We start from the raw sequence: 24,163 nt of genomic DNA, 5'->3' as shown, positions 1-24,163 counted from the left end.
TCTGCGTCAAATATCTGCGCCGAGCCGCATCGCCACGAGGGTTCTTGCGACCCTCAGTTGCGGTCCCTCCACACGGTCTGAGCGTTGCAGAACTCGCGCACGCCGAAGTGTGAAAGCTCGCGGCCAAAGCCGCTTTTCTTGACGCCGCCAAAGCTGACGCGTGGGTCTGAAGCACTGTAACCGTTGATGAATACACCGCCAGTTTGCAGCTCTGCGGTCATTTGTTCTGCCAGTTCCAGGTCCTGGGTGTACACCGTTGCGGTCAAACCGAACTCGCTGTCATTGGCCAGCTCCAGCGCGTGTTGCGCGTCGCGGGCGGTGATGATCGACGCCACTGGGCCAAACAGTTCCTGTCTGAATGAAGTCATCTGATCGGTGACGTCACCCAGCACCGTAGGCTCATAATAGTTGCCTTGACCATCCGCCTTCTTGCCGCCCAGTAGTAGCGTCGCGCCTTCAGTGAGCGTCGCCTGGACCTGCGCGTGCAGCTCGTCGCGCAGATCAACGCGCGCCATCGGGCCTATGTAGGTGTCGCCGGAGAGAGGGTCACCCACCACCAGTTGGCGTGTCTGTTCAACGAACCTGCGGGTGAATTCCTCAACCACGCCTTGTTCTATGATCAAACGTTTGGCCGCCGCGCACACTTGTCCGGTGTTCTGGAAGCGACCGATGACTGCCGCTTTCACTGCCTGATCGAGGTCCGCATCGTTGAGTACGATAAACGGATCAGAGCCGCCCAGTTCCAGTACGCACTTCTTCAACGCCGCACCGGCCTGAGCACCAATCGCCTGACCGGCACGTACGCTACCCGTCAGCGTCACCGCAGCAATGCGCGGATCGGCAATGGCCTTTGAGACGCCTTCTGGCAGCACATTGAGCACTTCAAACACGCCTTGCGGAAAACCCGCTTGCTGGAATGCGTCACGCATCAGATAAGCACAGCCCATCACGTTGGGCGCATGCTTGAGCACGTATGTATTACCCGCCAGCAGGGTTGGAATCGCACCACGCAGCGCCTGCCAGATAGGGAAGTTCCACGGCATGACCGCCAGAATCGGACCCAGCGGGCGATATTCGATACGTGCCTTGTCATGTTCGACCTGGGTCGGTTCAGCAACCAGCATTGCCGGCCCATGCGCCGCGTACCAGTCACACAACTGGGCGCATTTTTCGACTTCGGCTCTGGCCTGCGTTACCGGCTTGCCCATCTCACGGCTGATCATGCCAGCGATGTTTTCTGCGTCATCGCGCAGCGCCTTGCTCATTGCGACAATTAACTGCGCACGCTCTTGCACAGGCTTGCGCCTCCAGCCAGCAAAGCCGGTAGTTGCGCGAGCAAGCGTGCTGTCCTGCGACGCCTCGGATTCAAAAGGGTAATGGCCGATCTGTTCGCTGGTAGCCGGGTTGATCGAGATCGCGTGGGTGTTGCTGGAGACTGTAGTCATTGCGCCATCCTGTTGAGGTGGGAAGTGCGACCAGAATATAGGCGTGACATGCTTTCTAAAACTGAATAATAATGATCGCATCGTTCACAAATAGAGAATTAAGATGGATCTGGTTCAGCTCGAGATGTTCAAGGCTGTCGCCGAGCACGGCAGTATCAGCGCCGCCGCGCAGCATATTCATCGTGTGCCATCGAACCTGACCACGCGAATCAAGCAGCTGGAACAGGACCTGGGCGTTGACCTGTTCATTCGTGAGAAGCATCGCCTGCGTCTGTCGCCTGCCGGCTGGAATTTTCTCGATTACACGCGGCGCATTCTGGATCTGGTCCAGGAGGCGCGACTGGCGGTGTCGGGCGAGGAGCCACACGGTCCTTTTTCACTGGGGTCGCTGGAAAGCACGGCCGCTGTGCGCATCCCGGCACTGCTGGCTGCCTATAATCAGCAAAATGCCAAGGTAGAGCTGGACCTTTCCACCGGACCTTCGGGCACCATGATCGACGGCGTTTTAGCCGGGCGGTTGGTTGCCGCATTTGTCGACGGGCCGGTGCTGCATCCCTCCCTTGAAGGCGTGCCGGTGTTTGAAGAGGAGATGGTCATTATTGCGCCGCTCAACCATGCGGCGGTCAAGCGTGGGCGAGATGTCAGCGGCGAAAGCATCTATGCGTTTCGTGCTAATTGCTCGTACCGGCATCACTTTGAACGCTGGTTTACCGACGACGCCGCAGTGCCGGGCAAGATCCACGAGATGGAGTCTTACCACGGCATGCTGGCCTGCGTCAGCGCCGGTGCCGGGCTGGCGCTGATGCCGCGCAGCATGCTCGAAAGCATGCCCGGCTGCGCGACGGTCAGCATCTGGCCTTTGTCCGAGAAGTTTCGTTACCTGCACACCTGGTTGATCTGGCGACGGGGCACGGTGTCGCGCAGCCTGACGCGTTTCGTCGAATTGCTGGAGCAGCGCAGCGAGCAGGTAAACGTCGGACAAAACGCTTAAGCGTCTGCAGCAACACGCTTGGCGACTGCCGCACCTGCCTGCTGGGTCGACAGTGTGCCACCCAGGTCTGGCGTCACTTCGCCATTGGCGATTGCCTGCTCGATAGCGGTAATAATCTCGTCGTGAGCTGTAGTGAAACGCTCATCGCCTTGCCCCAGGAATTCCAGCATCAGCGCGCCTGACCAGATCATCGCGATCGGGTTGGCGATGTTCTTGCCGAAGATGTCCGGGGCCGAGCCATGGACCGGTTCGAACAACGACGGAAAGTTGCGTTCCGGGTTGAGGTTGGCGGAGGGCGCAATACCGATAGTGCCTGCACACGCCGGGCCCAGGTCGCTGAGGATGTCGCCGAACAGGTTGGACGCCACCACGACGTCGAAGCGATCGGGTTGCAGTACGAAACGCGCGCAGAGAATATCGATGTGCTGTTTGTCCCAAGTGATGTCAGGGTACTTGCTGGCCATCGCTTCGGTGCGCTTGTCCCAGTAGGGCATGCTGATGGCCATGCCGTTGGATTTGGTCGCCGAGGTGACGTGCTTGCGCTCGCGCTTGCTGGCCATTTCGAAGGCGAATTTGAGAATGCGGTCGACACCGCGACGGGAGAATACAGACTCCTGCAACACGAACTCGTTTTCGGTGTTTTCGAACATGATCCCGCCCAGCGACGAGTATTCACCTTCGGTGTTTTCCCGAACCACGACGAAGTCGATATCACCCGGTTTGCGATTGGCAAGCGGGCAGGGGACGCCGGGGAACAACCGCACGGGGCGGATGTTGGCGTATTGATCGAACTCGCGACGAAACTTGAGCAACGAACCCCACAGGGAGATGTGATCGGGCACTTTGTCCGGCCAGCCCACTGCACCGAAGAAAATCGAATCGAAGCCCTTCAATTGCTCGAACCAGTCGTCCGGCATCATTTTGCCGTGCTCGAGATAGTAATCGCAGCTGGCCCACTCGAAGTACTCGAACTCCAGCTCCAGCCCGTGTTTCTCGGCGGCAGCCTGGATAACCTTTACACCTTCCGGCAGGACTTCAAGGCCGATGCCGTCCCCGGCGATGGCAGCAATGCGCAGTTTCTTGTTGTTCATGACAGGGCACTCTCTCTTTGGACAGCATGCAGTGACTGGTTCAGCACAGTTCAATGCATGCTATAAGCACACGATACAAAGATAATCAGCCAGTTTATGGATTGAGAAAACACGAATCGTGAACTATCCAAACCTTGATGACCTCAACGTATTCATTCACGTCGCTCGACGTTCCAGCTTTGTCGGGGCTGCCAATGAGCTGGGCATGTCTCCCGCGTACGTCAGCAAGCGCGTCAAGCTGCTGGAACAGAGCATGGGGGTGGTACTGCTGCATCGTTCCACCCGGCAGGTATCGATTACCGAAGACGGTGAGCGGGTCTACGAATGGGCCAGAGGCATTCTTGAGTCCGTGCAGCAAATGGGCGATGAGGTCGCGGCGTTGCACGGCGAGCCTAGCGGGTTGTTGCGAGTGGTCAGCAGTCAGGGTTTTGGCCGCCGCTTTGTTGCGCCTGCCTTGTCAGAACTGGCAGCGCGCTATCCGAAGCTCGACATCCGGCTGGATATTCAGGACCGGCTGGTGGACCTGATCGAGGAGGGGGTGGACCTCGATATCCGTGTCGGCAACGAAATAGCGCCGCATCTGCGCGCCCGGCACCTGGCCACTAATTGGCGAGTGCTGTGTGCGAGCCCGGCGTATCTGCAGCAGCGCGGTGTGCCACTCAGTCTGGGGGAACTGGCCAATCACGACTGTCTGGTGATCAAGGAGCGCGACCGACCGTTCGGTATCTGGCATCTGAACGGTTCGCAGGGTGCCGAAACCGTCAAGGTGACCGGCAGCCTTTCCACCAACCATGGCGAAATTGCCCGTCAATGGTGTCTGGACGGGCGTGGGGTGCTGCTGCGTTCGTTGTGGGATGTTCGTACAGATCTGGCTGAAGGTCGATTGATTCAGGTGCTGCCGGAGTATCGGCAGGACGCAGACATCTGGGCAGTTCACACCTCACCGTTGATGAGTTCGGCCAAGGTCCGTGTGACGGTTGAGTTTCTGCGTGAGTATTTTGCCCTGCATCCGTCACCCGGGATTCGCTGACAGGCGCGCAATACCCATTTAAATACCGTTACCGATGCGCGCCACCACCAAAACGGCCGGACGTAGCCTCAGACGATCGGCGCGAGCGCGCCCATCTTGCCGCGGTGATAGATCATCGGGGTAACGGGTACGGCAGGCAGAATCAGATTTTTTACAGCCCCGACGATGATCGCGTGATCTCCGCCATCGTATTCGCGCCACAGCTCGCATTCGATGATGGCTGTGGCTTTGTCCAGCAGCGGGTTGCCCAGCTCGCTCAACTTCCACTCGATACCTTTGGTCTTGTCTTTGCCCTTGCTGGCGAACGCATAAGCCTCGACTTGTTGATCGGCGGAGAGCAAGTGAATCGCGAATTTTTTACTCTCGCGCAGCACCGGGTAGGTGTCCGACGCATAGTTGGGGCAAAACAGTACCAGTGCAGGGTCAATGGACAGCGCGCTGAAGGCGCTGGCAGTAATGCCGACCAAGTTACCCTCAGGGTCCAGTGTGGTGACAATGGTGACGCCCGACGGGAATGACGCCATGACTTCTTTGTAGATACTCGGTTCGATCATCGCAGCGGCCTCGTTAACGCATGACAAATGGATCAGGCTGGGGCGCCTGCGAAAGGTTGATCCACACCGTTTCGGTTCGGTGCAGGCCATACACGGAGTCTATCCCGCCGTTGCGACCGTGGCCGCTGTTTTTGAGCCGCCGATAGGCGTCATCGCCGACACGGCGTGAAAGGTGTTGAACCAGATGATACCCGAGCGGGTATCTCGTGCCAGCCTGCGAGCACTGCTCAGGTCTCCCGTCCAGACACCGGCAGCAAGATCAGACCGTGAGTCGTTGGCACTCGCCAGTGCCCCGGTTCCGTCCTTGTACTCACCAGACCCTCGTGCAAATGCTTTATTTGCAGGCCGCCAAAGCGCTTTCAACCTGAGTTTGATCGCGGCCAACTTGCTTGTGCGTAAACAAGCGTCCTGTCCCAGATGACCATTCGTCAGCTCTGCAGGCAATCGTTTTGAACGCGATTGTGTGTCTCGTGACAGATACACCGTGAGCTACAGAAAGCTCGTTGTATTTTTCACGTCAGGAGAGCCACTAATGAAAGCCATCGTCTATAACGGTCCGCGCGATGTCAGCGTCAAAAACGTGCCGGATGCGAAGATAGAGAAGCCGACAGATGCTCTTGTCAGAGTGACGACTACCAATATCTGCGGTTCGGATCTGCACATGTACGAAGGCCGTACATCGTTCGAGACCGGCCGTATTTTCGGCCATGAAAACATGGGCGAAGTCATCGAAGTCGGCGCGGGCGTCGACCGTATCAAGGTCGGCGACCGGGTCTGCCTGCCGTTCAATATCGGCTGCGGGTTCTGCGAAAACTGCGAAAAAGGTCTGACCGGCTATTGCCTGACCGCCAACCCCGGCAGTGCAGGCGCTGCCTACGGTTTTGCCGACATGGGTACCCACGAAGGCGGCCAGGCTGAACTGTTGCGTGTGCCTTACGCGGACTTCAACTGCTTGCTGTTGCCTGAAGACGCTGTCGAGCGCGAAGACGATTACGTCATGCTGTCGGACGTCTTTCCCACCGGCTGGCATGCCACCGAACTGGCAGGTCTGCTGCCGGGCGAAAGTGTGGCGATCTATGGCGCAGGCCCAGTGGGACTGATGGCCGCACACTCCGCGATGATCAAGGGCGCTTCACAGGTGTTTGTGGTGGACAACCATCCGGATCGCCTGGCACTCGCTGCAAAGATGGGCGCGACGCCGATCAATTCGCTGGAGCAGGGCGCGGTAGACCAGATCCTTAACCTGACCGATGGCAAAGGCACCGATCGTGGTTGCGAGTGTGTTGGTTATCAGTGCTGCGACCGCCACGGTCACGAGGCCAATCACGTCACCATGAACAACCTTGTGGCTTCGACCAAGGCTACCGGCGGGATCGGCGTCGTGGGCGTCTTCGTACCTCAGGATCCGGGTGCTCATAACGACCTGGCGAAAGAAGGCAAGATGGCTTTCGATTTCGGTTCGTTCTGGTTCAAGGGCCAGCAGATTCGTACCGGACAGGCCAACGTCAAGGCCTACAACCGTCGCCTGGCAGAGCTGATCCACCATGGCCGCGCCAAGCCGTCGCAGATCATTTCCCATCGCTTGACGCTGGAAGAGGGCCCGTCGGCTTACCAGCATTTCGATGCGCGCGATAATGGCTGGACCAAGGTCGTGCTCAAGCCAGGTGCCTAAGGCCCAAATCGTAATAGTCCCCCTTGTCGTGTAAGGTCTGTGCCACCGACAAGGGTTATTACCATTCAAGGAGGCATATCCAGATGAATGAAGAATACCCAAAACCACCTTTTGCCAGCCAACCGCAAAAAGTCCCCGGTCTGCAGGGCAAGATGGACCCCTATCCTGATTGTGGTGAAAAGAGCTACACCGGGTCGGGTCGCCTCAAGGACAAGATCGCGTTGATCACCGGTGCTGACAGCGGCATCGGTCGCGCTGTCGCGATCGCCTTTGCTCGCGAAGGTGCGCAGGTTGCGATCTCGTACCTTGACGAGCATGAGGACGCTGAAGAAACCAAGCGCTGGGTTGAAGAGGCAGGTAGAAAGTGCCTGCTGTTGCCTGGCGATCTGGCGCAGAAGCAGCAATGCGAGGACATCGTCAGCAAGACTGTTGCGGAGTTTGGCCGTATCGACGTGCTGGTCAACAATGCAGCGTTCCAGATGAATCACGAAACACTGGAAGAAATCTCTGACGAAGAGTGGGTCAAAACCTTCGATATCAACATCACGGCGATGTTTCGTATCTGCAAGGCGGCAGTTCCGCACATGCCCAGAGGCGGCTCGATCATCAACACCAGTTCGGTCAATTCGGACATGCCCAAGCCGACATTGCTGGCCTACGCGACCACCAAAGGCGCGATTGCCAACTTTACCGGCGGGCTCGCGCAATTGCTGGGTGACAAGGGCATCCGCGTCAACAGCGTGGCACCTGGTCCGATCTGGACGCCGCTGATTCCTGCGACCATGACCGACGAAGACGTCAAAAGCTTCGGCAGTGAAACGCCGCTGGGACGCCCTGGTCAGCCGGTGGAGGTTTCGCCGATCTATGTACTGCTGGCCTCTGACGAAGCCAGCTACATTTCCGGTTCGCGTTATGCGGTAACCGGCGGCAAGCCGATTCTGTAAAGCGCGACACATCATCCAGTCAGATGCTCATCAATATGGGTACCTGACTGGGGCGGCGTGACTCCCACGCCGTTTTCGATGTTACTTGACCCGCAGCGTATTACCTCTCTAAATGCCACTCGGCTTTCTCGAGCGCAGAGCATCCTGCGCCCTCTGCAATTCCCTCCACATCATCATGGAGAATTCTCATGTATCCAGACGTACAGCTTTATATCGATGGTCAATGGCGTACCAGTCGCGATAACCGCACTCTGCCGGTCTTCAACCCGGCGACCGGTGAGTCCTTGGGCAATGTGGCGCATGCGGGTGTTGCCGATCTTGACGAAGCACTGGCGGCAGCCGAGCGCGGCTTTGCCACGTGGCGCAACACCTCGGCATACGACCGTTACAAGATCATGCAGAAGGCCGCGAACCTGGTTCGCGAGCGTGCAGACAGCATTGCGCGGATCATGACCCAGGAGCAGGGCAAGCCGCTGGCCGAGGCGCGCATGGAAACCTTGTCCGCTGCCGACGTCATCGACTGGCTGGCTGAAGAGGGGCGTCGCAGCTACGGCCGGATCGTGCCATCGCGCGGTGCGTCCATCGAACAGAAGGTCATCAAGGAGCCAGTAGGTCCGGTAGCAGCGTTCACGCCCTGGAATTTCCCCATTAACCAGGTGGTGCGCAAGCTTTCATCTGCGCTGGCGGCTGGCTGTTCGATCATCGTCAAGGCCCCGGAAGAAACGCCGGCATCGCCTGCCGAGCTGATTCGGGCGTTTGCCGATGCTGGCGTGCCTGCGGGCGTCATCGGGCTGGTGTACGGTGATCCGGCAGAGATATCCGGCTACCTGATCCCGCATCCGGTCATTCGTAAAGTGACCTTCACCGGCTCGACACCGGTCGGCAAGCAGCTCGCTGCACTGGCCGGGAAACACATGAAGCGCGCGACCATGGAGCTGGGCGGGCATGCACCGGCCTTGGTTTTCGATGACGCTGATATTGACCTTGCGGCCCGTGTGCTAGCGACCGCCAAGTTCCGCAACGCCGGGCAGGTGTGTGTGTCGCCAACGCGAATTCTGGTGCAGCGCAAGGTGCTGGACGCGTTCACCGAGAAGTTCGTCGGTCTGACTCGCGAGATCAAGGTGGGCAACGGCCTGGAGGCAGGCACGACCATGGGGCCGGTGGCCAATGATCGACGCATCCCTGCGCTGATCGATCTGATCAAGGATGCAGTGGGCGGCGGTGCAACGCTTTCAGTCGGTGGCAAGGCTATTGAAGGGGCGGGTTATTTCTTCGAACCGACCGTTCTGAGTGGTCTGACACCTGCCATGCGCATCATGAACGAGGAGCCGTTCGGCCCTGTCGCGCTGTTGGTGCCGTTCGATACGCTGGAAGAGGCGATTGCCGAATCCAACCGAGTGCCTTTCGGGCTGGCGTCCTACGCGTTTACCACATCGATGAAGACCGCGCAGGCACTGAGCACCCACATCGAAGCGGGCATGCTGTCGATCAATCATCAGGGTATAGGCTTGCCCGAAGTGCCGTTCGGCGGCATCAAGGACTCTGGCTATGGTTCCGAAGGTGGCACCGAAGCTATCGAGGCGTACCTGAACACCAAGCTGGTCACTCAATACAACTGAGTGCGGGCGGGGGTTGGTAAATAAAGCGGTCGCGATGTGCAAGCATCGCGACCGTTTTTCATTCCACTTACCGAGCCGGTCAGTCCTTGGCCTGAATACCGGTCTGCTTCATGACCAGATTCTTCTCTTTCTTGTACTGCAGCGCGACTTCCGGTGCCGGACCGCTTTGGCCGGTTTCCAGCCACTTGCGGATACGACTGGCGTCGGCGAAGTGGGTGTACTTGCCGAACGCGTCGAGGATGACCACGGATACAGGACGATTAGCCATGGAAGTCAGCAGCACCAGGCAGTGACCTGCCTGATTGGTGAAGCCGGTCTTGGTCAGCTTGATGTCCCAGTTGTCCTTACGCACCAGATGGTCGGTGTTGCTGAAGCCTAGCGTGTAGGTCGGTTTGCGAAACGTGACCGTTTTCTGCTCGGTGGTGCTCAGTTCACTGATCATCGGGTATTTGCGCGCCGCCATCACCAGCTTGGTGAGGTCGCGGGCAGTCGACACGTTGAACACCGACAGGCCGGTGGGTTCGACATAGGCGGTGTGCTTCATGCCCAGCGCCTTGGCCTTTGCATTCATGGCCAGAATGAACGCCGGGTAACCACCGGGGTAGCTATGCGCGAGGCTGGCGGCAGCACGGTTTTCCGAGGACATCAGGGTGATCAGCAGCATGTCCCGGCGGTTCATTTCGCTGCCGAGTTTGACGCGTGAAAAGACGCCTTTCATTTCCGGTGTCTGGGAGATATTGACCGGAATCACTTCATCCATCGATTGTTTGGCGTCGAGCACGACCATGGCGGTCATTAGCTTGGTCACCGAAGCGATCGGTACGATGACGTCCGGGTTACTGGAGTACAGCACTTTGTCAGTCTGCAAATCGACGACCAGTGCGCTGCCGGAGGCAAGGTGCAGGTTGGAGGGGGCACGGTTCAGCGCGGCGGTTTCATTGGCAAATGCGGGTGTAGTAAATACCGGACCTGTAAGTACACATAATAGGCCCAGAACAGACAGACGAATTTTCAAGAGCAAGGCTCACTCGATAAAGTGTGTTAATGGAAGGGATCGCGTCAAAAGGCTGCATTTTATGAGCAGACTTTGTCGTGTGTCGATGGCTGGGCAGGGTAATTCACTTATAAATACGGGAATCGGGCTTCCGTTAAGCAGTCGTTAAGTGGCTTTTTGCTCACAAAGCAGTCTAAAAACACTCAAGAGTTTTAATATTCGTGGTGCGCGCGGCCTGCACCGATTAGCATTCCATGCCATTCAGGTCAGCGATTCAAGGAGTCATGCAATGCTCAAGGGGTTTATCGGCAGGGATTATCTGGTACTGGTAATCGTTGCCTCGCTGGTTGTTGTGCTGTTGCTGGGTGCAGGGTTTACCTCACGCCCGTCCGACTGGGCTGGCTGGATGCAGGCCATCGGCCTGATAGTCGGGTTGATGGTTGCCATTACGGTCCCGGCCATCCAGCGCAAGCAGGACGCAGAGTTGGCCCACAAGCAGTTGCGTGATCGCGAAGTGGGCTATGCGCGCCGCATGCAGTACCTGTGTGGCGAGTTGAGCGAACTGCAGGGTCGTATCAGCCTGAACCTGGCTCACTTGCGTGCCAGCGACCGGCACAGTCTGAAATTTACCTTGCAGGACTACTTGCACCGCCTGTTCGAGTCTCACAAGCAAGACCTCAATGACGACCGTGTGGTGCTGGCGTATGAATTGCGGCAGGTAGCCAATGACCTGATCGACGAACTAGACAGCGGGCGCAACGACCGCGTGGTGTTCTTGGCACTGGAGAAGCGCCTGCAAAAGCTGACCCATCGCTGTCAGGTCAACGCGGCCATGGCCGAGCGCGTCTGAGAGGTTAATTGCAGGCGGGACGGCAAGACTGATAGCCATAAAAAACCCGCCTAGAGAGAGGCGGGCAAGGGGATGTACAGGGCTACACACGAGTTTCTGAAAAATCAGCTGTTGAGGGGGCGGCACTGCATTTGCCTGGACAGCGCTTCTGCGACAGGCAGGGATGCGAGCGGGCCGCTGACCGGTTCGCCATCCTGAATCAGATACCAGCAGGCCAGAAGACCTCGTGCTCTGAGCGATTCAGGCACTGCGCTGCCGACGACGGACATGATGTTTACCTTGTTCATAACTGCCTCCTCAATCCATGTCGCTACTGTAGGGGGCGAGCAGGTCAGGTAGAAATCGACGCTCTCAATAGTGGTCATTGATGTCAACAACGGTTGGCTGCATTGCAACGGTAGGCAATGTTGTGCGCACATCAACGAAAAACCCGCCTGAAAAGGCGGGTTTTTTGTTCTGTTACCAGCGACCGCGTGGCGGGCCGTAGTAATAGCCCGGGCCTGGAGGTGGCGGTGGGCCATAGCGATGGTAGTAATAGCCTGGAGGCGGCGGTGGCGGGTAGCGCTCGACAACCTGATACACAGGCGCCGGCTGGTAGTAAACCGGCGGCGGTGCGTAGTAGACCGGCCGCTGCTGTACATAGACAGGCTCACGCTCTACGTAAACCGTCCTGTCATGGCTTGAAGATACCGCCGCCCCGACAACGGCAGCGCCTACGATAGCACCCACCACGGCAGGGCCACCCCAGCCACGGTCAGCATTCGCCTGGCCAGCAATGGCCAATGCACCTACAAACAAGGCAATTTTGGGGATTTGACGAATCATGACTGTTCCTCGCTCTCAACCCGTTGTCGCGCGCCTGCATCATTCTCAAGCACTGCCACGGGATAACACTATGACACCGAAATTGTAAGAATCTGCGAAAGCGCTGAGTAAATTTTATGTAAGGTGCGTTTCACTATTCATGGCTGCATAGCTTACGCTTTTGTCGAAGATTCAAGCCATTACCGTCTGGAGGAAACAGCATGCTTGTAACGGCTGACAGGGACACGCATTTGTGTATGTCCATGGCCGCACGCCCGGGGAACTTCGGCGTTCGTTTTCACAATCACCTTTTCCAGCAGTTGGGTCTCAACTTCTATTACAAGACATTTTCGCCCAATGATCTGGCCGCAGCCGTGGCGGGTATACGTTCGCTGGGGATTCGCGGCAGTGCAGTGTCGATGCCGTTCAAGGAGGCTTGCATAGAACTGGTCGATGAACTGGATGCCTCTGCCGCGGCCATCCAGTCGATCAATACCATTGTCAACACTGATGGGCACTTGAAGGCGTTCAATACCGATTACATCGCTGTTGCGCAGTTGATGGACAGCCATGCCGTACCGCGTAGCGAATTCGCTCTGCGTGGCAGTGGCGGCATGGCCAAGGCGGTCGCATTCGCGCTACGTGACGCCGGTTTCATCGACGGTCTGATTGTTGCGCGCAATGAAAGTGCAGGCAGAAGGCTGGCAGAAGCCTGTGGTTTCCGCTGGCAGGCGCAATTGGGTGCAGCGCGTCCGCCTTTGCTGGTTAACGTCACCCCATTGGGGATGCAGGGGGCACAGTCTGCCGAATTGGCGTTTGAACAACAGGCCATTGATGCTGCAGAAACGATCTTCGATGTTGTGGCGACGCCGGCCGATACCCCGCTGATACGTGCCGCCCTTCAATCGGGCAAACGCGTCATCAGCGGTGACGAAGTGGCAGCGATCCAGGCGCTCGAGCAGTTTGTGCTTTACACCGGTGTTCGCCCTACAGATGAGCAGTATCAGCGAGCAGCGGCTTTTGCCAGAGCCGGCTGATGACACTCTGTCCGCAAGGGCAGGGCGTGCTGTCTACTCCAGCCTGGCCAAGCGTTCTTCAAGTGCGGCGACACGTGCTTCCAGCTCATCGATGCGCTGGTTTGCGGCAGGGCTGATCGTGCTGCGCTCTGGCGCTTGTTGCCGGGATGCAAGGAGCTCCTGCAGGTCGGAGGGGTCACCCATCAGGTGCATGTAGCGGTCCTCGCGCTGGCCTGACTGGCGAGGCACCAGAGTCGCCAGGCCTCTGGCGATCAAGCGTTCCAGTTGATGGACGACTTGCTCGCTGTCCTCGAAATCATGCATGCGGTTACTGCGAGTGAGCAGCTCGTTGACGGTTTGCGGACCGCGCAGCAGTAACAGACCGCTGAGGATAACCTGCGCGGGTACCAGTTCCAGGCCTTTGTCGACCCGGTGCTCCCAGCGATCAGCGCGGCTGCCCATCACCAACCGGGTCAGGCCACGGCCTTCCAGCGCACGCAGGCTTTGGCCAACCTGGCCCGGGGTAAGGTTCATCACCGGATCGCGGCTGGTTTTCTGGTTGCAGGCAATGACCAGAGCATTGAGGGTCAGCGGGTACGTTTCCGGATGGGTCGCCTGCTTCTCGATCAGGCAGCCAAGAATGCGCACCTCTGTACTGTTCAGCTGCAACGCCTCGGCATTGGTGGAGGATTCGGTGGTGGAGGGTTCAATGGACATGACGCTTCCCTGAGTGATGGCGGGGGATCAGCGTAGGGTGTGGCAGGAATTATTGCCAGCACCTGCTGCAGGCATCTGCACCCACAGTGAAAGTGTCACGCTGTTTTGCGTCAGGACGGTCTATAATTGCGCCTTTCTCATTCAGGATACGTCATGTCTATTTCCCTGTACGCCGCTTCCATTCCTGTCTTTCAGCAAATGCTCAATGCGCTGAGCGACGTTCTGACCAAGGCTGAAGCCCACGCGACCGAGAAGAAGATCCAGTCACCCGCGTTGTTGCAGGCCCGACTGTTCCCGGACATGCTGCCGTTTACCCGCCAGGTGCAGATTGCCGTCGATTTCGCCAAGGGGGCCTCGGCTCGTCTGGCCGGTGTCGAGATCCCGCAATACGAAGACACCGAAACCACCTTCGAAGAGTTGCAGGCATTGCTGGCCAAGACCCTCGCCTTCATCGGCAGCATCACGCCCGAGCAGGTTGATGGAAAGGAAGGTATCGAGATCGTGCTGCGCCCAGGCACCGAAAAGGAAAAACGTCTTAACGGTCAGGCTTACTTGCTCAGCTATGCCTTGCCGCAGTTCTTTTTCCACGTCACCACCGCTTACAACCTGCTGCGCCACAATGGCGTCGAAATCGGCAAGCGTGATTTCATGGGCAAGTTTTAATCGTTCTTGTGTGAGTTGACCGGGCCCAAGTGCTGAAAGCCCGGAAGACTGGCCTGAGGTTATGCAGATTCCCACACGCTGCGCGCGTGGGCCTTTGACGCTTGCTTCAGGCCGAACGAGATGCAGTGCCATTAAAGCCAGCGCTTCGGTAAAGTCCGCTGTCGTGCCGGACGTACTGAGCGACATACGTTACATCCTGTTTTGAGTCCCCCCTCAGGCCCTGCTGTCCGGCAGCCTGTGTCGTTGTTCTGGAGTGTTCATGCTGTTGCCCATACTGCTGTTGTCAGCCGCCGGTTTTACCGTGCTGACCACAGAGTTCATTATTGTCGGTCTTTTACCTGCGGTCGCCCGTGACCTGGATGTCACGGTTTCTCAGGCCGGACTGCTGGTGACGCTGTTTGCGTTTACCGTTGCCGCCTTCGGGCCGTTTCTGACCGCGTATTTCTCGCGCTTCGAGCGCAAGCGTCTGTTTATCAGCATTCTGATCCTGTTCGGATTTTCCAATGCCCTGGCAGCGCTGGCGCCCGACATTGCCGTCATGGGTGTTGCGCGCCTGGTTCCCGCGCTGGGGTTGCCCGTATTCTGGGCGTTGGCCAGTGAGACCGCAGTGGACATCGTCGGCCCGGAATTCGCTGGACGAGCCATTGCCAAAATCGGTTTCGGGATCGTCTGTGCCACCGTATTCGGCATTCCCGTGGGCACCCTGATCTCTGATGCGTTCGGCTGGCGCAGCGCATTTTTCATGCTGGCGGGCCTGGCGTTTGCCAAGGCGCTGCTGCTGGCAGTTTATCTGCCACGAACCGCTGCGAAGAAAAACCCGGTTTCAATCCTCAAACAATTAGGCATTTTGCGCAGCCCGATAATGCAAGGTCACGTGTTGCTGTCGGTACTCGTATTCAGCGGCATGTTCACTGCTTATACCTATCTGGCGGACATGCTCGAACGTCTGGCCGGTTTTGATGGCAATCTGGTCGGCTGGTGCCTGATGGGGTTCGGCGCAGTCGGTCTGCTCGGCAATTCTCTGGGCGGGCGTATGGTCGACCGTCATCCGCTGATCGCCAGCCTGGTGTTTTGCGCCTTTATGGTGGTCAGCATGATCGCAGTGGTGCCCAGCATCCAGTCGGTGATAGCGCTGGCCCTTGCGTTGGCGGTGTGGGGCATCACTCAGGCCGCGCTGTTTCTGGTTAGTCATGTACGTCTGATCAAGGCAGCGCCCGAGGCACCCGCGTTCGCGGCGTCGTTGAACATTGCAGGTGCCAACCTGGGCATCGGCATCGGTGCGGTAATCGGCGGCAGGGTCATTGATCACTTGGGGCTGGGCAGCGTCGGTTTCGCTGCCGCCGGCATCATCGTTCTGGCCATCGTGCTTGCACTGTTACTGATCAAGCATGATCGTGGTCCGCTCGCTGTTTAACCTGCGTCGGTAAACAGCTGGTTTCGAGCACTTTCGGCGATGGCGACAATGCCGGGGTGCTTGACCTTGCGCTCAACGGTGATGGCATAGAAGGACTCGGTCACGGCGTCGGTCTGGCCTATCACCTGCACCGCATACTGGCTCTGTACTTCAGCGGCGATCACACTCGGCGCGACGAAGATGCCGCTGCCGGACTTGCCGAAAGCTTTCATCAGCGCACTGTCATCGAACTCGCCGACAATACGCGGCTGAATCTTCTGCTCGGCAAACCAGCGCATCAGCCTGCCGCGCACCACCGTTTCCTGACCCGGAATCAACAACGGCGCGCCGTGCAGGCACTGCGGAAAGTCGTCGCCAACGCGTTCGGCCACTTCACGAGTCGCGAAGAAGCTGACCCCACACTCGCCCAGTTTGTGGCTGTAGCCCTTTATGTCCAGATGCGGCGGCATGGGGCTGTCCGAGATCACCAGGTCAAGGCGCTGAATTGCCAGGTCCGCCAGCAGCCGGTCCAGCTTGTCTTCCCGGCAGGTGATGCGGATGGATTCCTGCAGGTTCATGGTCGGTGAAATCAATCGATACACAATTGATTTGGGCACCACATCCGCGACGCCGATACGAAACAGCAACTGTTGTTCATCCGGTTGCGAGCGCAGCAGGTTTTCCAGCTCATTACCCAGTTGAAACATCTGCTCTGCATAGGGTAGGGCGAGTCGGCCAGCTTCGGTCATTTCCAGTTGTCGACCTACGCGCTGGAACAGATCAACGCCCAGTGAAGCCTCCAGCAGGCTGATCTGTCCGCTGACGGTCTGAGCGGTCAGGTTCAACTGCTCGCAAGCGCGCACGATGCTTCCGGTTTTGGCCACCACCCAGAAATAGTGCAACTGACGGTAGTTGAGCATAAGAATCGCCGATTCGGTAAAACCGAAGTATACGCGTTATAAAATCGAATTTTCCTGATGTTTCAAGATGTCTAGAATGCGCCTCTAACGCCGGACCAGAAATATCGTCCGGCCTTGTCTGGTGAGGAATCCATGAATAAATCCATTTGTGCTGCATTTTTGAGCTGTTCGCTGGTGGTCATAGCGGGATGCGATCAGATAGAGTCGTCGACAAAGCAGGTGCTTGATACCGCTGCAAATACGGCGAAACAAGCAGTAGACGATACTCACAAAGCCGCCACCCAGTTGCTTGACGAGGCCGAACAGGAACTTTCAGTACTCGAGCCGCTACCAGGCTCGGCTGAAAACGATAAAAAGTCCGATAAAGAAATCTAACGTGAAACTATTGGCTCAGGCAGGGCAGTGATTTATGGAATACCTATTGGAACTCGTGACAAGTCCGGCAGCCTGGATCGCCCTTGCGACACTGGTTGTGATGGAAGTCGTGCTGGGCATCGATAACCTGATCTTCATTTCGATCATCACCAACAAGCTCCCGGAACATCAGCGAGAAAAGGCCCGCAAGCTTGGCATCGGCATGGCGCTGGTCATGCGTCTGGGCCTGCTCAGCACTGTCGCCTATATCGTGCAACTGACAGAACCTGTGTTCGAGGTGTTCGGTAAGGCGTTCTCCTGGAAAGACATGATTCTGGTTGCCGGTGGCCTGTTCCTGGTCTGGAAGGCGACCACTGAGATTCACCACAGCATGGACGTCAAGACGAACGAAGAGAAAGCCCTCGGTTCGGTGGTGGCGTTGAGTATGGGCGCGGCGATCGTGCAGATCCTTATGCTGGACCTGGTGTTCTCTATCGACAGTATCATCACCGCTGTGGGCATGACCGAGCATTTGCCTATCATGATCATTGCGGTAGTGAGCGCCGTGGTGGTGATGCTGGTAGCTGCAAACCCTCTGGCCAAGTTCATCAATGACAACCCTACGGTAGTCATGCTGGCGCTGGGCTTCCTGATCATGATCGGTATGACGTTGATTGCCGAAGGGTTTGGTGCCCACGTACCGAAAGGTTATATCTACGCTGCCATGACGTTCTCGGCCGCCATTGAAGGCCTGAACATGCTGGTACGCAGAGCAAGACGCCGAAAGGCTGCTCGTTTATCACATGGCTGATAGACGAACTGGCTGAAAAAAAACGGTCGACCCAGGCAACTGAGTCGACCGTTTTGCGTTCAAGGCATCGTCTGCGTAGGCCCTGGCATGGCGAGCGTGTTCAGCCAGCCACGGCAGATTGCCTTTTTACATGTTTTGTCAGATCGGGTTTCTGCACCAAGAGCGGCCTGCTGCTGCGTGGATGATGGCGACGCGAGATGCGCATTACCCCCCACAGCATGGCGCTCGACACAGCAAGCCACGAAGCGATCAGCATCACGATTGTCAGTTCCAGGCTCATAAGTGCCTCCACATCCTGCTTTTGCTACGGTCTTGATAACTGACATTCTAGTACGAAGCATGTTTCGGTTAGTTGACCAATGGCATCGGGCTATGACCGATTTAGTTGCGGACCGCTCAACGGGCCTCTGCACAACGCTATACCCGAGCCCCGGACGGCTCTATTATCCGAGCCTAGGTCGGGTCGCAGGTTGCCCGACATCAGTTGAAGTGAGTAAGCATGTTGTCGGATTCTTTAATTGACGGCGCCGCTGGCGCCAGACGTTCATGGCTGGTGCTGGCCTTGATCATCAGCCTTGCTGGTTGTTCATCCATGGTTACGACGCAGATGAAACGCCTGCCTGACCGTGTCGAACTGACGTCGGTGCCGTTCTTCCGGGGTAACGCGTACCAGAGCGGGCCAATGGTGCTGGCAAGCATGCTGGCCAATCAGCAGGTACAGACCACTCCAGGTCTGCTCGACAAACCACTGCAACTGCCCGGTGCCGAAGACCGGCTGGAGCAGAACATGCAGAAGGTCGCGAGGGAATATGGCTTCATGGTCTACCCGCTCGACAGCCAGTTGCAGGAGCTGCTGGCTCAGGTTTCGGCAGGCTACCCGGTCATGCTGCGTTTTGCGCAGGGTTCCGCGTTCTGGAAAGGGCCGCGTTATGCGGTGCTGATCGGCTACAACCGGATCAAGCAAACCGTCTTGCTGAACGCGGGAATGGACCGTCGTTACTCGATGAGCTTCAGCAGCTTTGCCTCAGCCTGGCAAGACGCAGGCGGTTGGGCGGTGCTGGTGCAATCACCTCGCCAGTTGCCTGCGAATGTCGATCATCAACGATGGCTGCAGGCGGCCGACGCGCTGGCAAAGGCGGGTCAGGAGCAGGCGGCAGGCGAGGCCAGAAGAACGCTGGAGCGTGGCGTTAAATGAAATCAACAAAAACGGCACCTTGAAGGTGCCGTTGATCTGCGGGTTGTCGGTCAGAATCCCAGTCGATCACGCAGGCTGTAATACCACGCGCCCAATGCAGTGAGCGGCGTGCGCAGCATCTGGCCACCAGGGAAGGGGTAGTGGGGCAGGTCGGCGAATGCATCGAAACGCTCGGCCTGACCGCGCAGCGCCTCGGCAAGCACCTTGCCCGCCAGGTGGGTGTATGTCACGCCATGCCCGCTGCAACCCTGTGAGTAGTAGATATTTTCGCCGAGCCTTCCAACCTGCGGCAGGCGCGACAGGGTTAGCAGAAAGTTACCGGTCCAGGCGTAGTCGATCTTGACGTTCTTGAGTTGCGGGAACGCCTTGAGCATTTTCGGCCGGATAATCGCCTCGATATTGGCCGGATCTCTCGCGCCATAGACCACGCCACCGCCAAAGATCAAGCGCTTGTCGGCACTGAGTCGGTAGTAATCCAGCAGGTAATTGCAGTCCTCGACGCAGTAATCCTGCGGCAACAGGGTTTTAGCCAGCTCATCGCTCAACGGCTCGGTGGCAATGACCTGGGTGCCGCACGGCATCGATTTCGCAGCCAGCTCCGGGACCAGATTGCCCAGATAGGCATTGCCCGCGACGATAATGAACTTCGCCCGGACTTTGCCCTGCTCGGTATGAACCACCGGGCTGGCACCGCGCTCGATGCGGATTGCTGCAGATTGCTCGTAGATCGTACCGCCCAGCGTTTCAACGGCAGCAGCTTCACCCAACGCCAGATTGAGGGGGTGAATATGACCGCCGGTCATGTCCAGCAAACCACCAATGTACTGGTCGCAGGCCACCACCTCGTTGATCCTTCGCTTATCCATCAACTCGAGTTTGCTGTGGCCGTAGCGCTCCCACAATCGCTGCTGAGCTTCCAGATGCGCCAGTTGCTTGCTGGTGATGGCTGCAAAAACGCCGCCATCCTTGAGGTCGCACTGAATGCCATAGCGCGAAACCCGGTCACGAATGATGGCCCCGCCTTCAAAAGCCATTTGCCCCAAGAGCTGCGCCTGGCGTGGGCCCACCGTGCGTTCGATCACATCGATGTCACGGCTGTAACTGTTGACGATCTGACCACCGTTACGCCCGGATGCGCCAAACCCGACCTTTGCTGCTTCGAGCACCGTCACCCGGAACCCGTTCTCCAGCAGGAACAGGGCGCTGGACAGGCCGGTGTAGCCGGCACCTATGACGCACACGTCGGTTTCGACCTCGCCTTGCAGGGCCGGGCGTTGCGGCGCAGCGTTGGCTGAAGCGGCGTAATAGGACTGAGGATAGGGCGTATTTGCCATCCTGATGCTCCGTTTAATATTCTTGACGATGGCGCTGATCGTACCCGAGATGCCAAGGCTCTGCCAGCGTCCGGCGAAAACAGTCGAGGCGCAGAATTTCTCAAAAAACGCTTTAATTCATAGGGTTAGGCAAAAAACAGGTTGACATATATGTCTATATCCGTAGAATGTCGATCCACAGCAGGCACGTAGCTCAGTTGGTTAGAGCACCACCTTGACATGGTGGGGGTCGTTGGTTCGAGTCCAATCGCGCCTACCAGACAAAATCCGCTCTGCTGGGCGGTGAAAAAAGGGTCAACCGAAAGGTTGGCCCTTTTTTATGTTTTGCGTTTGTTGACCAGGCTAAAAATTTTCAATTATTCAGAGAGTTACTGCAAAAAAGAATTTGACAGGTATTCGAATATCCGTAGAATGCCGACCCACAGCAGGCACGTAGCTCAGTTGGTTAGAGCACCACCTTGACATGGTGGGGGTCGTTGGTTCGAGTCCAATCGCGCCTACCAAACAAAATCCGCTCTGCTGGGCGGTAAAAAAGAGGGTCAACCGAGAGGTTGACCCTTTTTTGTTGTGCGCTTTTTACGCTGAGCGATGGTGACTCCCATGCCAGCTGCTGGCAAGGAAGTCGTCAGACCAGCAGTCACCCTGTCTCAGGGAATAAGCCGGTCACTACGCAGTTTCTCGAAGACATTGAAAAACGCATCATCGCTTGCCTGGAACGCAGTGAAGCCCAGTTTGCGGCTTTTCGACATGTCTGTGACCACTTCGATCGGACGACCCAGGTCGGCGTCGGTGTGCCACGGTGAGATCAGTCGGTTGATATCCGCTTCCTTGAGCTGATGCTCACGGACGATGTCCGTCCATGCTGCCTGGTCATTGGCCATCTGGGTTTCCAGCGGGGCAGGCTGATTCGGGAAGGCTGCAGGCTCGATACCAAAGTATTCAGCGATCTGGCCCCACATCCAGCTCCAGCGAAATACATCCCCGTTGGTGATGTTGAAAGCCTGATTAGCTGCCGCCGGTGTCGTGGCAGCCCACAACTGCTGATGGGCCAGCTGACGCGCATCGGTCATGTCGGTCAGGCTGTCCCACTGCACGCGCGAGCCGGGGAACACAAATGGCCGGCCAGTGGCCTTGCAGATGGAAGCGTAGACAGCCAGTGTGGTCGCCATGTTCATGGCGTTGCCGACGGCGACGCCTGTCACGGTGTGTGGGCGATGCACGCTCCAGGTAAAGCCATCCTTCTCGGCAGCGGCAAAGACTTCGTCTTCCTGCGCGTAGTAGAAGTTTTCGATGTCCAGGCGCGCCTGAGTTTCCCGGAACGGAGTTTGCGGCAGCGTGCCTTTACCGTAAGCCTCAAACGGGCCGAGGTAGTGCTTGAGCCCGGTGACCAGTGCCACGTGCTGCACACTGCCTGCAGGCCGGAGAGCATCCAGCACATTGCGCACCATGGCGGCGTTGACGCGGATATTTTCAGCTTCGGTGGCCTGACGCGACCAGGTGGTAATAAAGACGTGAGTGGGCTTCAGATCTGCCAGCGCTGCGTTGACGGACTCGGGGTTTTGAAGGTCGGCGGAAACCGGAATCACGCCGGGTCGGGCCGATGGATTGCGGGAGAGCGTGGCTACCTGCCAATCATGTTCAAGCAACAATTGGGTGATTGCACTGCCGACAATGCCACTTGCGCCAACAACCAGGGCGGTCTGAGTCATGGGGATCTCCTGAGACGGGGGTGAAGTAAATGGACCGTCTGCTGCTTCAGAACAGCATCAGGCCCAGCGGTTCAACCCGATCAGTGCAGTTCCCTTTAATGCCGCCTGTCTTGCCTGGCAAGGCTCAGGCTTGCAGGGCGTATGATTTGACGATGGTCTTGGTAGCGCTGCTGGCTTTGAGGTCGCCAAGGTTTTTCGGCGCAAACCATTTGCAGGCGGAAATTTCGTTTTGCGGCGAGGGCTCGATGGAGCTGGGAACCTGCGTGACGAAGACATAGTGAGTGACTTTGTCTTTTTCATAGGCCGCAAGGTACAGCAGGTCGAGATTCTCAAGGCCGGTTTCCTCGCTCAATTCGCGTACCGCGGCTTGAACGGGTGTTTCTCCGGATTCGATCTTGCCACCAGGCAACGCCCATCTGGATTTCGGTTTGCGTACGTAAAGCACTTGGCCGTCACGTTTGCAGATGACTGTCGCGCGCTGTTTCATAATCCATTCACCTGTTAAACGTCCATTCACATCAATATCTGCAAGGACTCTGTGAACTTGAGACCCCATTGGGGCTAAGTTGTAGTCACTGAATTGTAATAAAAAGTTCATTGTTATCAGCTGTCCATCGCCGGGGAAGTTTCAGGACAGGCATAGGCGCCATCAAAACGGCGTGTGATCGCTGATATGTTTTCAGAGTATGGGACGTAAGTGTGAAGATGCGGTAGAGCAGTTCCTGTTGTGCGACGTACGGCGAAGTTTTTTTGCAGAAGTTGCCGTCCCTGGCACCCATTCTCCGTTCAAAAGGGCGACATTCAGGCAGCAGACGCTTCCTGTTTGAGGCTGGCCATATCAATGACGAATCGATACTTGACGTCACCTTTGAGCATCCGCTCATAAGCTTCGTTGATGTCCTGCATGGCAATCACTTCAATGTCCGAAACGATGCCGTGTTCGGCGCAGAAATCCAGCATCTCCTGGGTTTCCTGAATGCCGCCGATCAACGAGCCCGCCAGGCTGCGGCGCTTGAATATCAGATTGAAAACGGTGGGCGAGGGGTGCGGCTCAGCCGGTGCGCCCACCAGTGTCATGGTGCCGTCACGCTTGAGCAGTGACAGGAAGGCATCCAGATCGTGAGGCGCAGCGACTGTATTAAGAATGAAGTCCAGACGGTTGACCTGAGTTGCCATCTGCTCGGGATCCTTGGACACGATTACCTCATCGGCACCCAGGCGCAGGCCATCTTCGCGCTTGTCGGGGGATGTGGTGAAAAGTACGACATGGGCGCCCATCGCGTGTGCAATCTTCACACCCATATGACCAAGGCCGCCCAGGCCAACGATACCCACTTTCATGCCCGGACCGACTTTCCAGTGGCGCAGCGGCGAATAGGTTGTAATGCCTGCGCACAATAAAGGCGCGACCGCTGCCAGATTGGCATCGTGCGACACGCGCAGAGCGAATTTTTCCTTGACCACGATCGTGTCGGAGTAACCACCAAAGGTGTTTTTGCCGCCAAATACCGGGCCGTTATAGGTACCGGTAAAACCGCTTTCGCAGTACTGCTCGTCACCATCGGAACAGGATGCGCATTGCTGGCAGCTGTCGACCATACAGCCGACGCCGGCAATATCGCCGACTTTGAATTGCGTGACGCTGGCGCCGACCGCTGTCACCCGGCCGACGATTTCGTGACCGGGAACCGATGGATACAGCGTGTTGTGCCATTCATTACGGGCCGTATGCAGGTCCGAGTGACACACGCCGCAGTAGAGAATGTCGATCTGCACATCATCGGCGTCCGGAGCACGGCGTTCGAACTGGTAGGGCTTGAGCGCTTCTTTTGCGGATTGCGCTGCATAGCTGTAGGTCTTGATCATCACTGTCACCTGTTCAGTAAGGGAATCGAGCGTGAGGCCGCGCGGGGCAGCGCAGCGTCGTGTGCTTCAAGGCTGTTACGGGCTTCACATCACACTTGAATCTGACCGGTCCTGTTGCCGGATAGTGCCCGGCGTCACATACCCGCATGAGCGAATGAAAGAGCTCTGCCAAAAAGGAATGAACTTTGCAA

Annotated in this window: 25 protein-coding genes, 2 tRNA genes and 1 pseudogene; 14 read left to right on the top strand and 14 right to left on the bottom strand. The window is 57.5% G+C overall.

Annotation, left to right across the window (positions count from 1 at the left end; all coding sequences use genetic code 11):
• Positions 1-53 precede the first annotated feature (53 nt).
• Positions 54-1,445 (bottom strand): aldehyde dehydrogenase family protein, encoded by a 1,392-nt coding sequence (locus I9H09_RS13605; protein ID WP_122312802.1) that lies wholly within the window; start codon positions 1,443-1,445, stop codon positions 54-56.
• Positions 1,446-1,548: 103 nt separating this feature from the next.
• Here I9H09_RS13605 and ptrR point away from each other — a divergent pair, with 103 nt between their 5' ends.
• The gene (gene ptrR, locus I9H09_RS13600) at positions 1,549-2,436 is read left to right on the top strand and encodes a putrescine utilization regulator PtrR (protein ID WP_122312801.1); all 888 of its coding nucleotides are present in this window, start codon (positions 1,549-1,551) and stop codon (positions 2,434-2,436) included.
• On the opposite strand, the gene I9H09_RS13595 is transcribed toward ptrR, so the two are convergent.
• Positions 2,433-3,527, bottom strand: a complete 1,095-nt coding sequence (locus I9H09_RS13595) for a tartrate dehydrogenase (protein ID WP_024670582.1) — start codon at positions 3,525-3,527, stop codon at positions 2,433-2,435. The genes ptrR and I9H09_RS13595 overlap by 4 nt on opposite strands.
• 118 nt (positions 3,528-3,645) lie before the next feature.
• Here I9H09_RS13595 and I9H09_RS13590 point away from each other — a divergent pair, with 118 nt between their 5' ends.
• The gene (locus tag I9H09_RS13590; RefSeq protein WP_054997149.1) at positions 3,646-4,557 is read left to right on the top strand and encodes a LysR substrate-binding domain-containing protein; all 912 of its coding nucleotides are present in this window, start codon (positions 3,646-3,648) and stop codon (positions 4,555-4,557) included.
• A gap of 68 nt (positions 4,558-4,625) precedes the next feature.
• On the opposite strand, the gene I9H09_RS13585 is transcribed toward I9H09_RS13590, so the two are convergent.
• Both I9H09_RS13585 and I9H09_RS13580 read right to left on the bottom strand, forming a co-directional pair.
• A complete protein-coding gene (locus I9H09_RS13585; RefSeq protein WP_053479991.1) occupies positions 4,626-5,111 on the bottom strand; it encodes a flavin reductase family protein in 486 nt (161 codons plus the stop codon).
• Between the two features lie 13 nt (positions 5,112-5,124).
• Positions 5,125-5,420: pseudogene (locus tag I9H09_RS13580) on the bottom strand (aldehyde dehydrogenase family protein); the annotation flags it as partial.
• A 223-nt stretch (positions 5,421-5,643) separates the two neighbouring features.
• Between I9H09_RS13580 and I9H09_RS13575 the strand changes: the two are divergent.
• The 3 genes from I9H09_RS13575 (at position 5,644) to I9H09_RS13565 (ending at position 9,346) form a co-directional block, all read left to right on the top strand.
• Positions 5,644-6,783, top strand: coding sequence for a glutathione-independent formaldehyde dehydrogenase (locus I9H09_RS13575; protein WP_122346429.1), 1,140 nt, complete (start codon positions 5,644-5,646; stop codon positions 6,781-6,783).
• 83 nt (positions 6,784-6,866) lie between these two features.
• Positions 6,867-7,727, top strand: a complete 861-nt coding sequence (locus I9H09_RS13570) for an SDR family oxidoreductase (protein ID WP_005893016.1) — start codon at positions 6,867-6,869, stop codon at positions 7,725-7,727.
• A 188-nt stretch (positions 7,728-7,915) separates the two neighbouring features.
• The gene (locus I9H09_RS13565; RefSeq protein WP_122346428.1) at positions 7,916-9,346 is read left to right on the top strand and encodes an NAD-dependent succinate-semialdehyde dehydrogenase; all 1,431 of its coding nucleotides are present in this window, start codon (positions 7,916-7,918) and stop codon (positions 9,344-9,346) included.
• 79 nt (positions 9,347-9,425) lie between these two features.
• Here the strand turns inward: I9H09_RS13565 and pbpG are convergent, their stop codons facing one another.
• Positions 9,426-10,361, bottom strand: coding sequence for a D-alanyl-D-alanine endopeptidase (gene pbpG / locus I9H09_RS13560; protein WP_413038539.1), 936 nt, complete (start codon positions 10,359-10,361; stop codon positions 9,426-9,428).
• A 268-nt stretch (positions 10,362-10,629) separates the two neighbouring features.
• Here pbpG and I9H09_RS13555 point away from each other — a divergent pair, with 268 nt between their 5' ends.
• Positions 10,630-11,190, top strand: coding sequence for a hypothetical protein (locus tag I9H09_RS13555; RefSeq protein WP_122312798.1), 561 nt, complete (start codon positions 10,630-10,632; stop codon positions 11,188-11,190).
• Positions 11,191-11,294: 104 nt separating this feature from the next.
• Here the strand turns inward: I9H09_RS13555 and I9H09_RS13550 are convergent, their stop codons facing one another.
• The gene (locus I9H09_RS13550; protein ID WP_005893008.1) at positions 11,295-11,477 is read right to left on the bottom strand and encodes a hypothetical protein; all 183 of its coding nucleotides are present in this window, start codon (positions 11,475-11,477) and stop codon (positions 11,295-11,297) included.
• A gap of 172 nt (positions 11,478-11,649) precedes the next feature.
• Positions 11,650-12,015 (bottom strand): hypothetical protein, encoded by a 366-nt coding sequence (locus tag I9H09_RS13545; protein ID WP_005893007.1) that lies wholly within the window; start codon positions 12,013-12,015, stop codon positions 11,650-11,652.
• 200 nt (positions 12,016-12,215) lie between these two features.
• On the opposite strand from I9H09_RS13545, the gene I9H09_RS13540 reads away from it, so the two are divergent.
• A complete protein-coding gene (locus tag I9H09_RS13540) occupies positions 12,216-13,031 on the top strand; it encodes a shikimate 5-dehydrogenase (protein WP_122346426.1) in 816 nt (271 codons plus the stop codon).
• Between the two features lie 33 nt (positions 13,032-13,064).
• On the opposite strand, the gene I9H09_RS13535 is transcribed toward I9H09_RS13540, so the two are convergent.
• On the bottom strand, positions 13,065-13,727 hold the full coding sequence (locus I9H09_RS13535; protein WP_054990715.1) for a YceH family protein: 663 nt from the start codon (positions 13,725-13,727) through the stop codon (positions 13,065-13,067).
• Positions 13,728-13,880: 153 nt separating this feature from the next.
• Here I9H09_RS13535 and I9H09_RS13530 point away from each other — a divergent pair, with 153 nt between their 5' ends.
• Both I9H09_RS13530 and I9H09_RS13525 read left to right on the top strand, forming a co-directional pair.
• Entirely contained in the window at positions 13,881-14,390 is a 510-nt protein-coding gene (locus I9H09_RS13530) for a DUF1993 domain-containing protein (protein WP_005893004.1), read from the top strand.
• A 259-nt stretch (positions 14,391-14,649) separates the two neighbouring features.
• Complete coding sequence (locus I9H09_RS13525) at positions 14,650-15,804, top strand: MFS transporter (RefSeq protein ID WP_122346425.1); 1,155 nt, start codon at positions 14,650-14,652, stop codon at positions 15,802-15,804.
• Here I9H09_RS13525 and nhaR read toward each other — a convergent pair.
• Complete coding sequence (nhaR, locus tag I9H09_RS13520) at positions 15,801-16,703, bottom strand: transcriptional activator NhaR (RefSeq protein WP_122346424.1); 903 nt, start codon at positions 16,701-16,703, stop codon at positions 15,801-15,803. The genes I9H09_RS13525 and nhaR overlap by 4 nt on opposite strands.
• Before the next feature lie 132 nt (positions 16,704-16,835).
• Between nhaR and I9H09_RS13515 the strand changes: the two genes are divergently transcribed.
• On the top strand, positions 16,836-17,078 hold the full coding sequence (locus I9H09_RS13515) for a hypothetical protein (RefSeq protein WP_024670593.1): 243 nt from the start codon (positions 16,836-16,838) through the stop codon (positions 17,076-17,078).
• Positions 17,079-17,112: 34 nt separating this feature from the next.
• Positions 17,113-17,868 (top strand): TerC family protein, encoded by a 756-nt coding sequence (locus tag I9H09_RS13510; RefSeq protein WP_122312794.1) that lies wholly within the window; start codon positions 17,113-17,115, stop codon positions 17,866-17,868.
• A 100-nt stretch (positions 17,869-17,968) separates the two neighbouring features.
• On the opposite strand, the gene I9H09_RS13505 is transcribed toward I9H09_RS13510, so the two are convergent.
• Positions 17,969-18,148 (bottom strand): hypothetical protein, encoded by a 180-nt coding sequence (locus I9H09_RS13505; RefSeq protein ID WP_005892999.1) that lies wholly within the window; start codon positions 18,146-18,148, stop codon positions 17,969-17,971.
• A 219-nt stretch (positions 18,149-18,367) separates the two neighbouring features.
• On the opposite strand from I9H09_RS13505, the gene I9H09_RS13500 reads away from it, so the two are divergent.
• Positions 18,368-19,063 carry a hypothetical protein gene (locus tag I9H09_RS13500; RefSeq protein WP_024670595.1) on the top strand — a complete coding sequence of 232 codons (696 nt, stop codon included), beginning with the start codon at positions 18,368-18,370 and terminating at the stop codon, positions 19,061-19,063.
• Positions 19,064-19,113: 50 nt separating this feature from the next.
• On the opposite strand, the gene I9H09_RS13495 is transcribed toward I9H09_RS13500, so the two are convergent.
• A complete protein-coding gene (locus I9H09_RS13495; RefSeq protein WP_122346423.1) occupies positions 19,114-20,397 on the bottom strand; it encodes an NAD(P)/FAD-dependent oxidoreductase in 1,284 nt (427 codons plus the stop codon).
• A 182-nt stretch (positions 20,398-20,579) separates the two neighbouring features.
• Here I9H09_RS13495 and I9H09_RS13490 point away from each other — a divergent pair.
• Positions 20,580-20,656: transfer RNA gene (locus I9H09_RS13490), tRNA-Val, on the top strand.
• A gap of 167 nt (positions 20,657-20,823) precedes the next feature.
• Positions 20,824-20,900 (top strand) — tRNA-Val (locus tag I9H09_RS13485).
• Between the two features lie 144 nt (positions 20,901-21,044).
• Here I9H09_RS13485 and I9H09_RS13480 read toward each other — a convergent pair.
• The 3 genes from I9H09_RS13480 to I9H09_RS13470 all read right to left on the bottom strand — a co-directional run bounded on the left by I9H09_RS13480 (position 21,045) and on the right by I9H09_RS13470 (position 23,972).
• Positions 21,045-22,106 carry an SDR family oxidoreductase gene (locus I9H09_RS13480; RefSeq protein WP_005892996.1) on the bottom strand — a complete coding sequence of 354 codons (1,062 nt, stop codon included), beginning with the start codon at positions 22,104-22,106 and terminating at the stop codon, positions 21,045-21,047.
• A 124-nt stretch (positions 22,107-22,230) separates the two neighbouring features.
• The gene (locus I9H09_RS13475; RefSeq protein ID WP_005892995.1) at positions 22,231-22,593 is read right to left on the bottom strand and encodes an NUDIX hydrolase; all 363 of its coding nucleotides are present in this window, start codon (positions 22,591-22,593) and stop codon (positions 22,231-22,233) included.
• Positions 22,594-22,907: 314 nt separating this feature from the next.
• Complete coding sequence (locus I9H09_RS13470) at positions 22,908-23,972, bottom strand: NAD(P)-dependent alcohol dehydrogenase (RefSeq protein ID WP_122346422.1); 1,065 nt, start codon at positions 23,970-23,972, stop codon at positions 22,908-22,910.
• Positions 23,973-24,163 lie beyond the last annotated feature (191 nt).

This window comes from Pseudomonas tremae, assembly GCF_023278125.1.
In the GTDB taxonomy this organism is placed as follows: domain Bacteria; phylum Pseudomonadota; class Gammaproteobacteria; order Pseudomonadales; family Pseudomonadaceae; genus Aquipseudomonas; species Aquipseudomonas tremae.
Note: the sequence above shows the minus strand (reverse complement) of the source record. Positions and strands in the feature narration are given on the sequence as shown.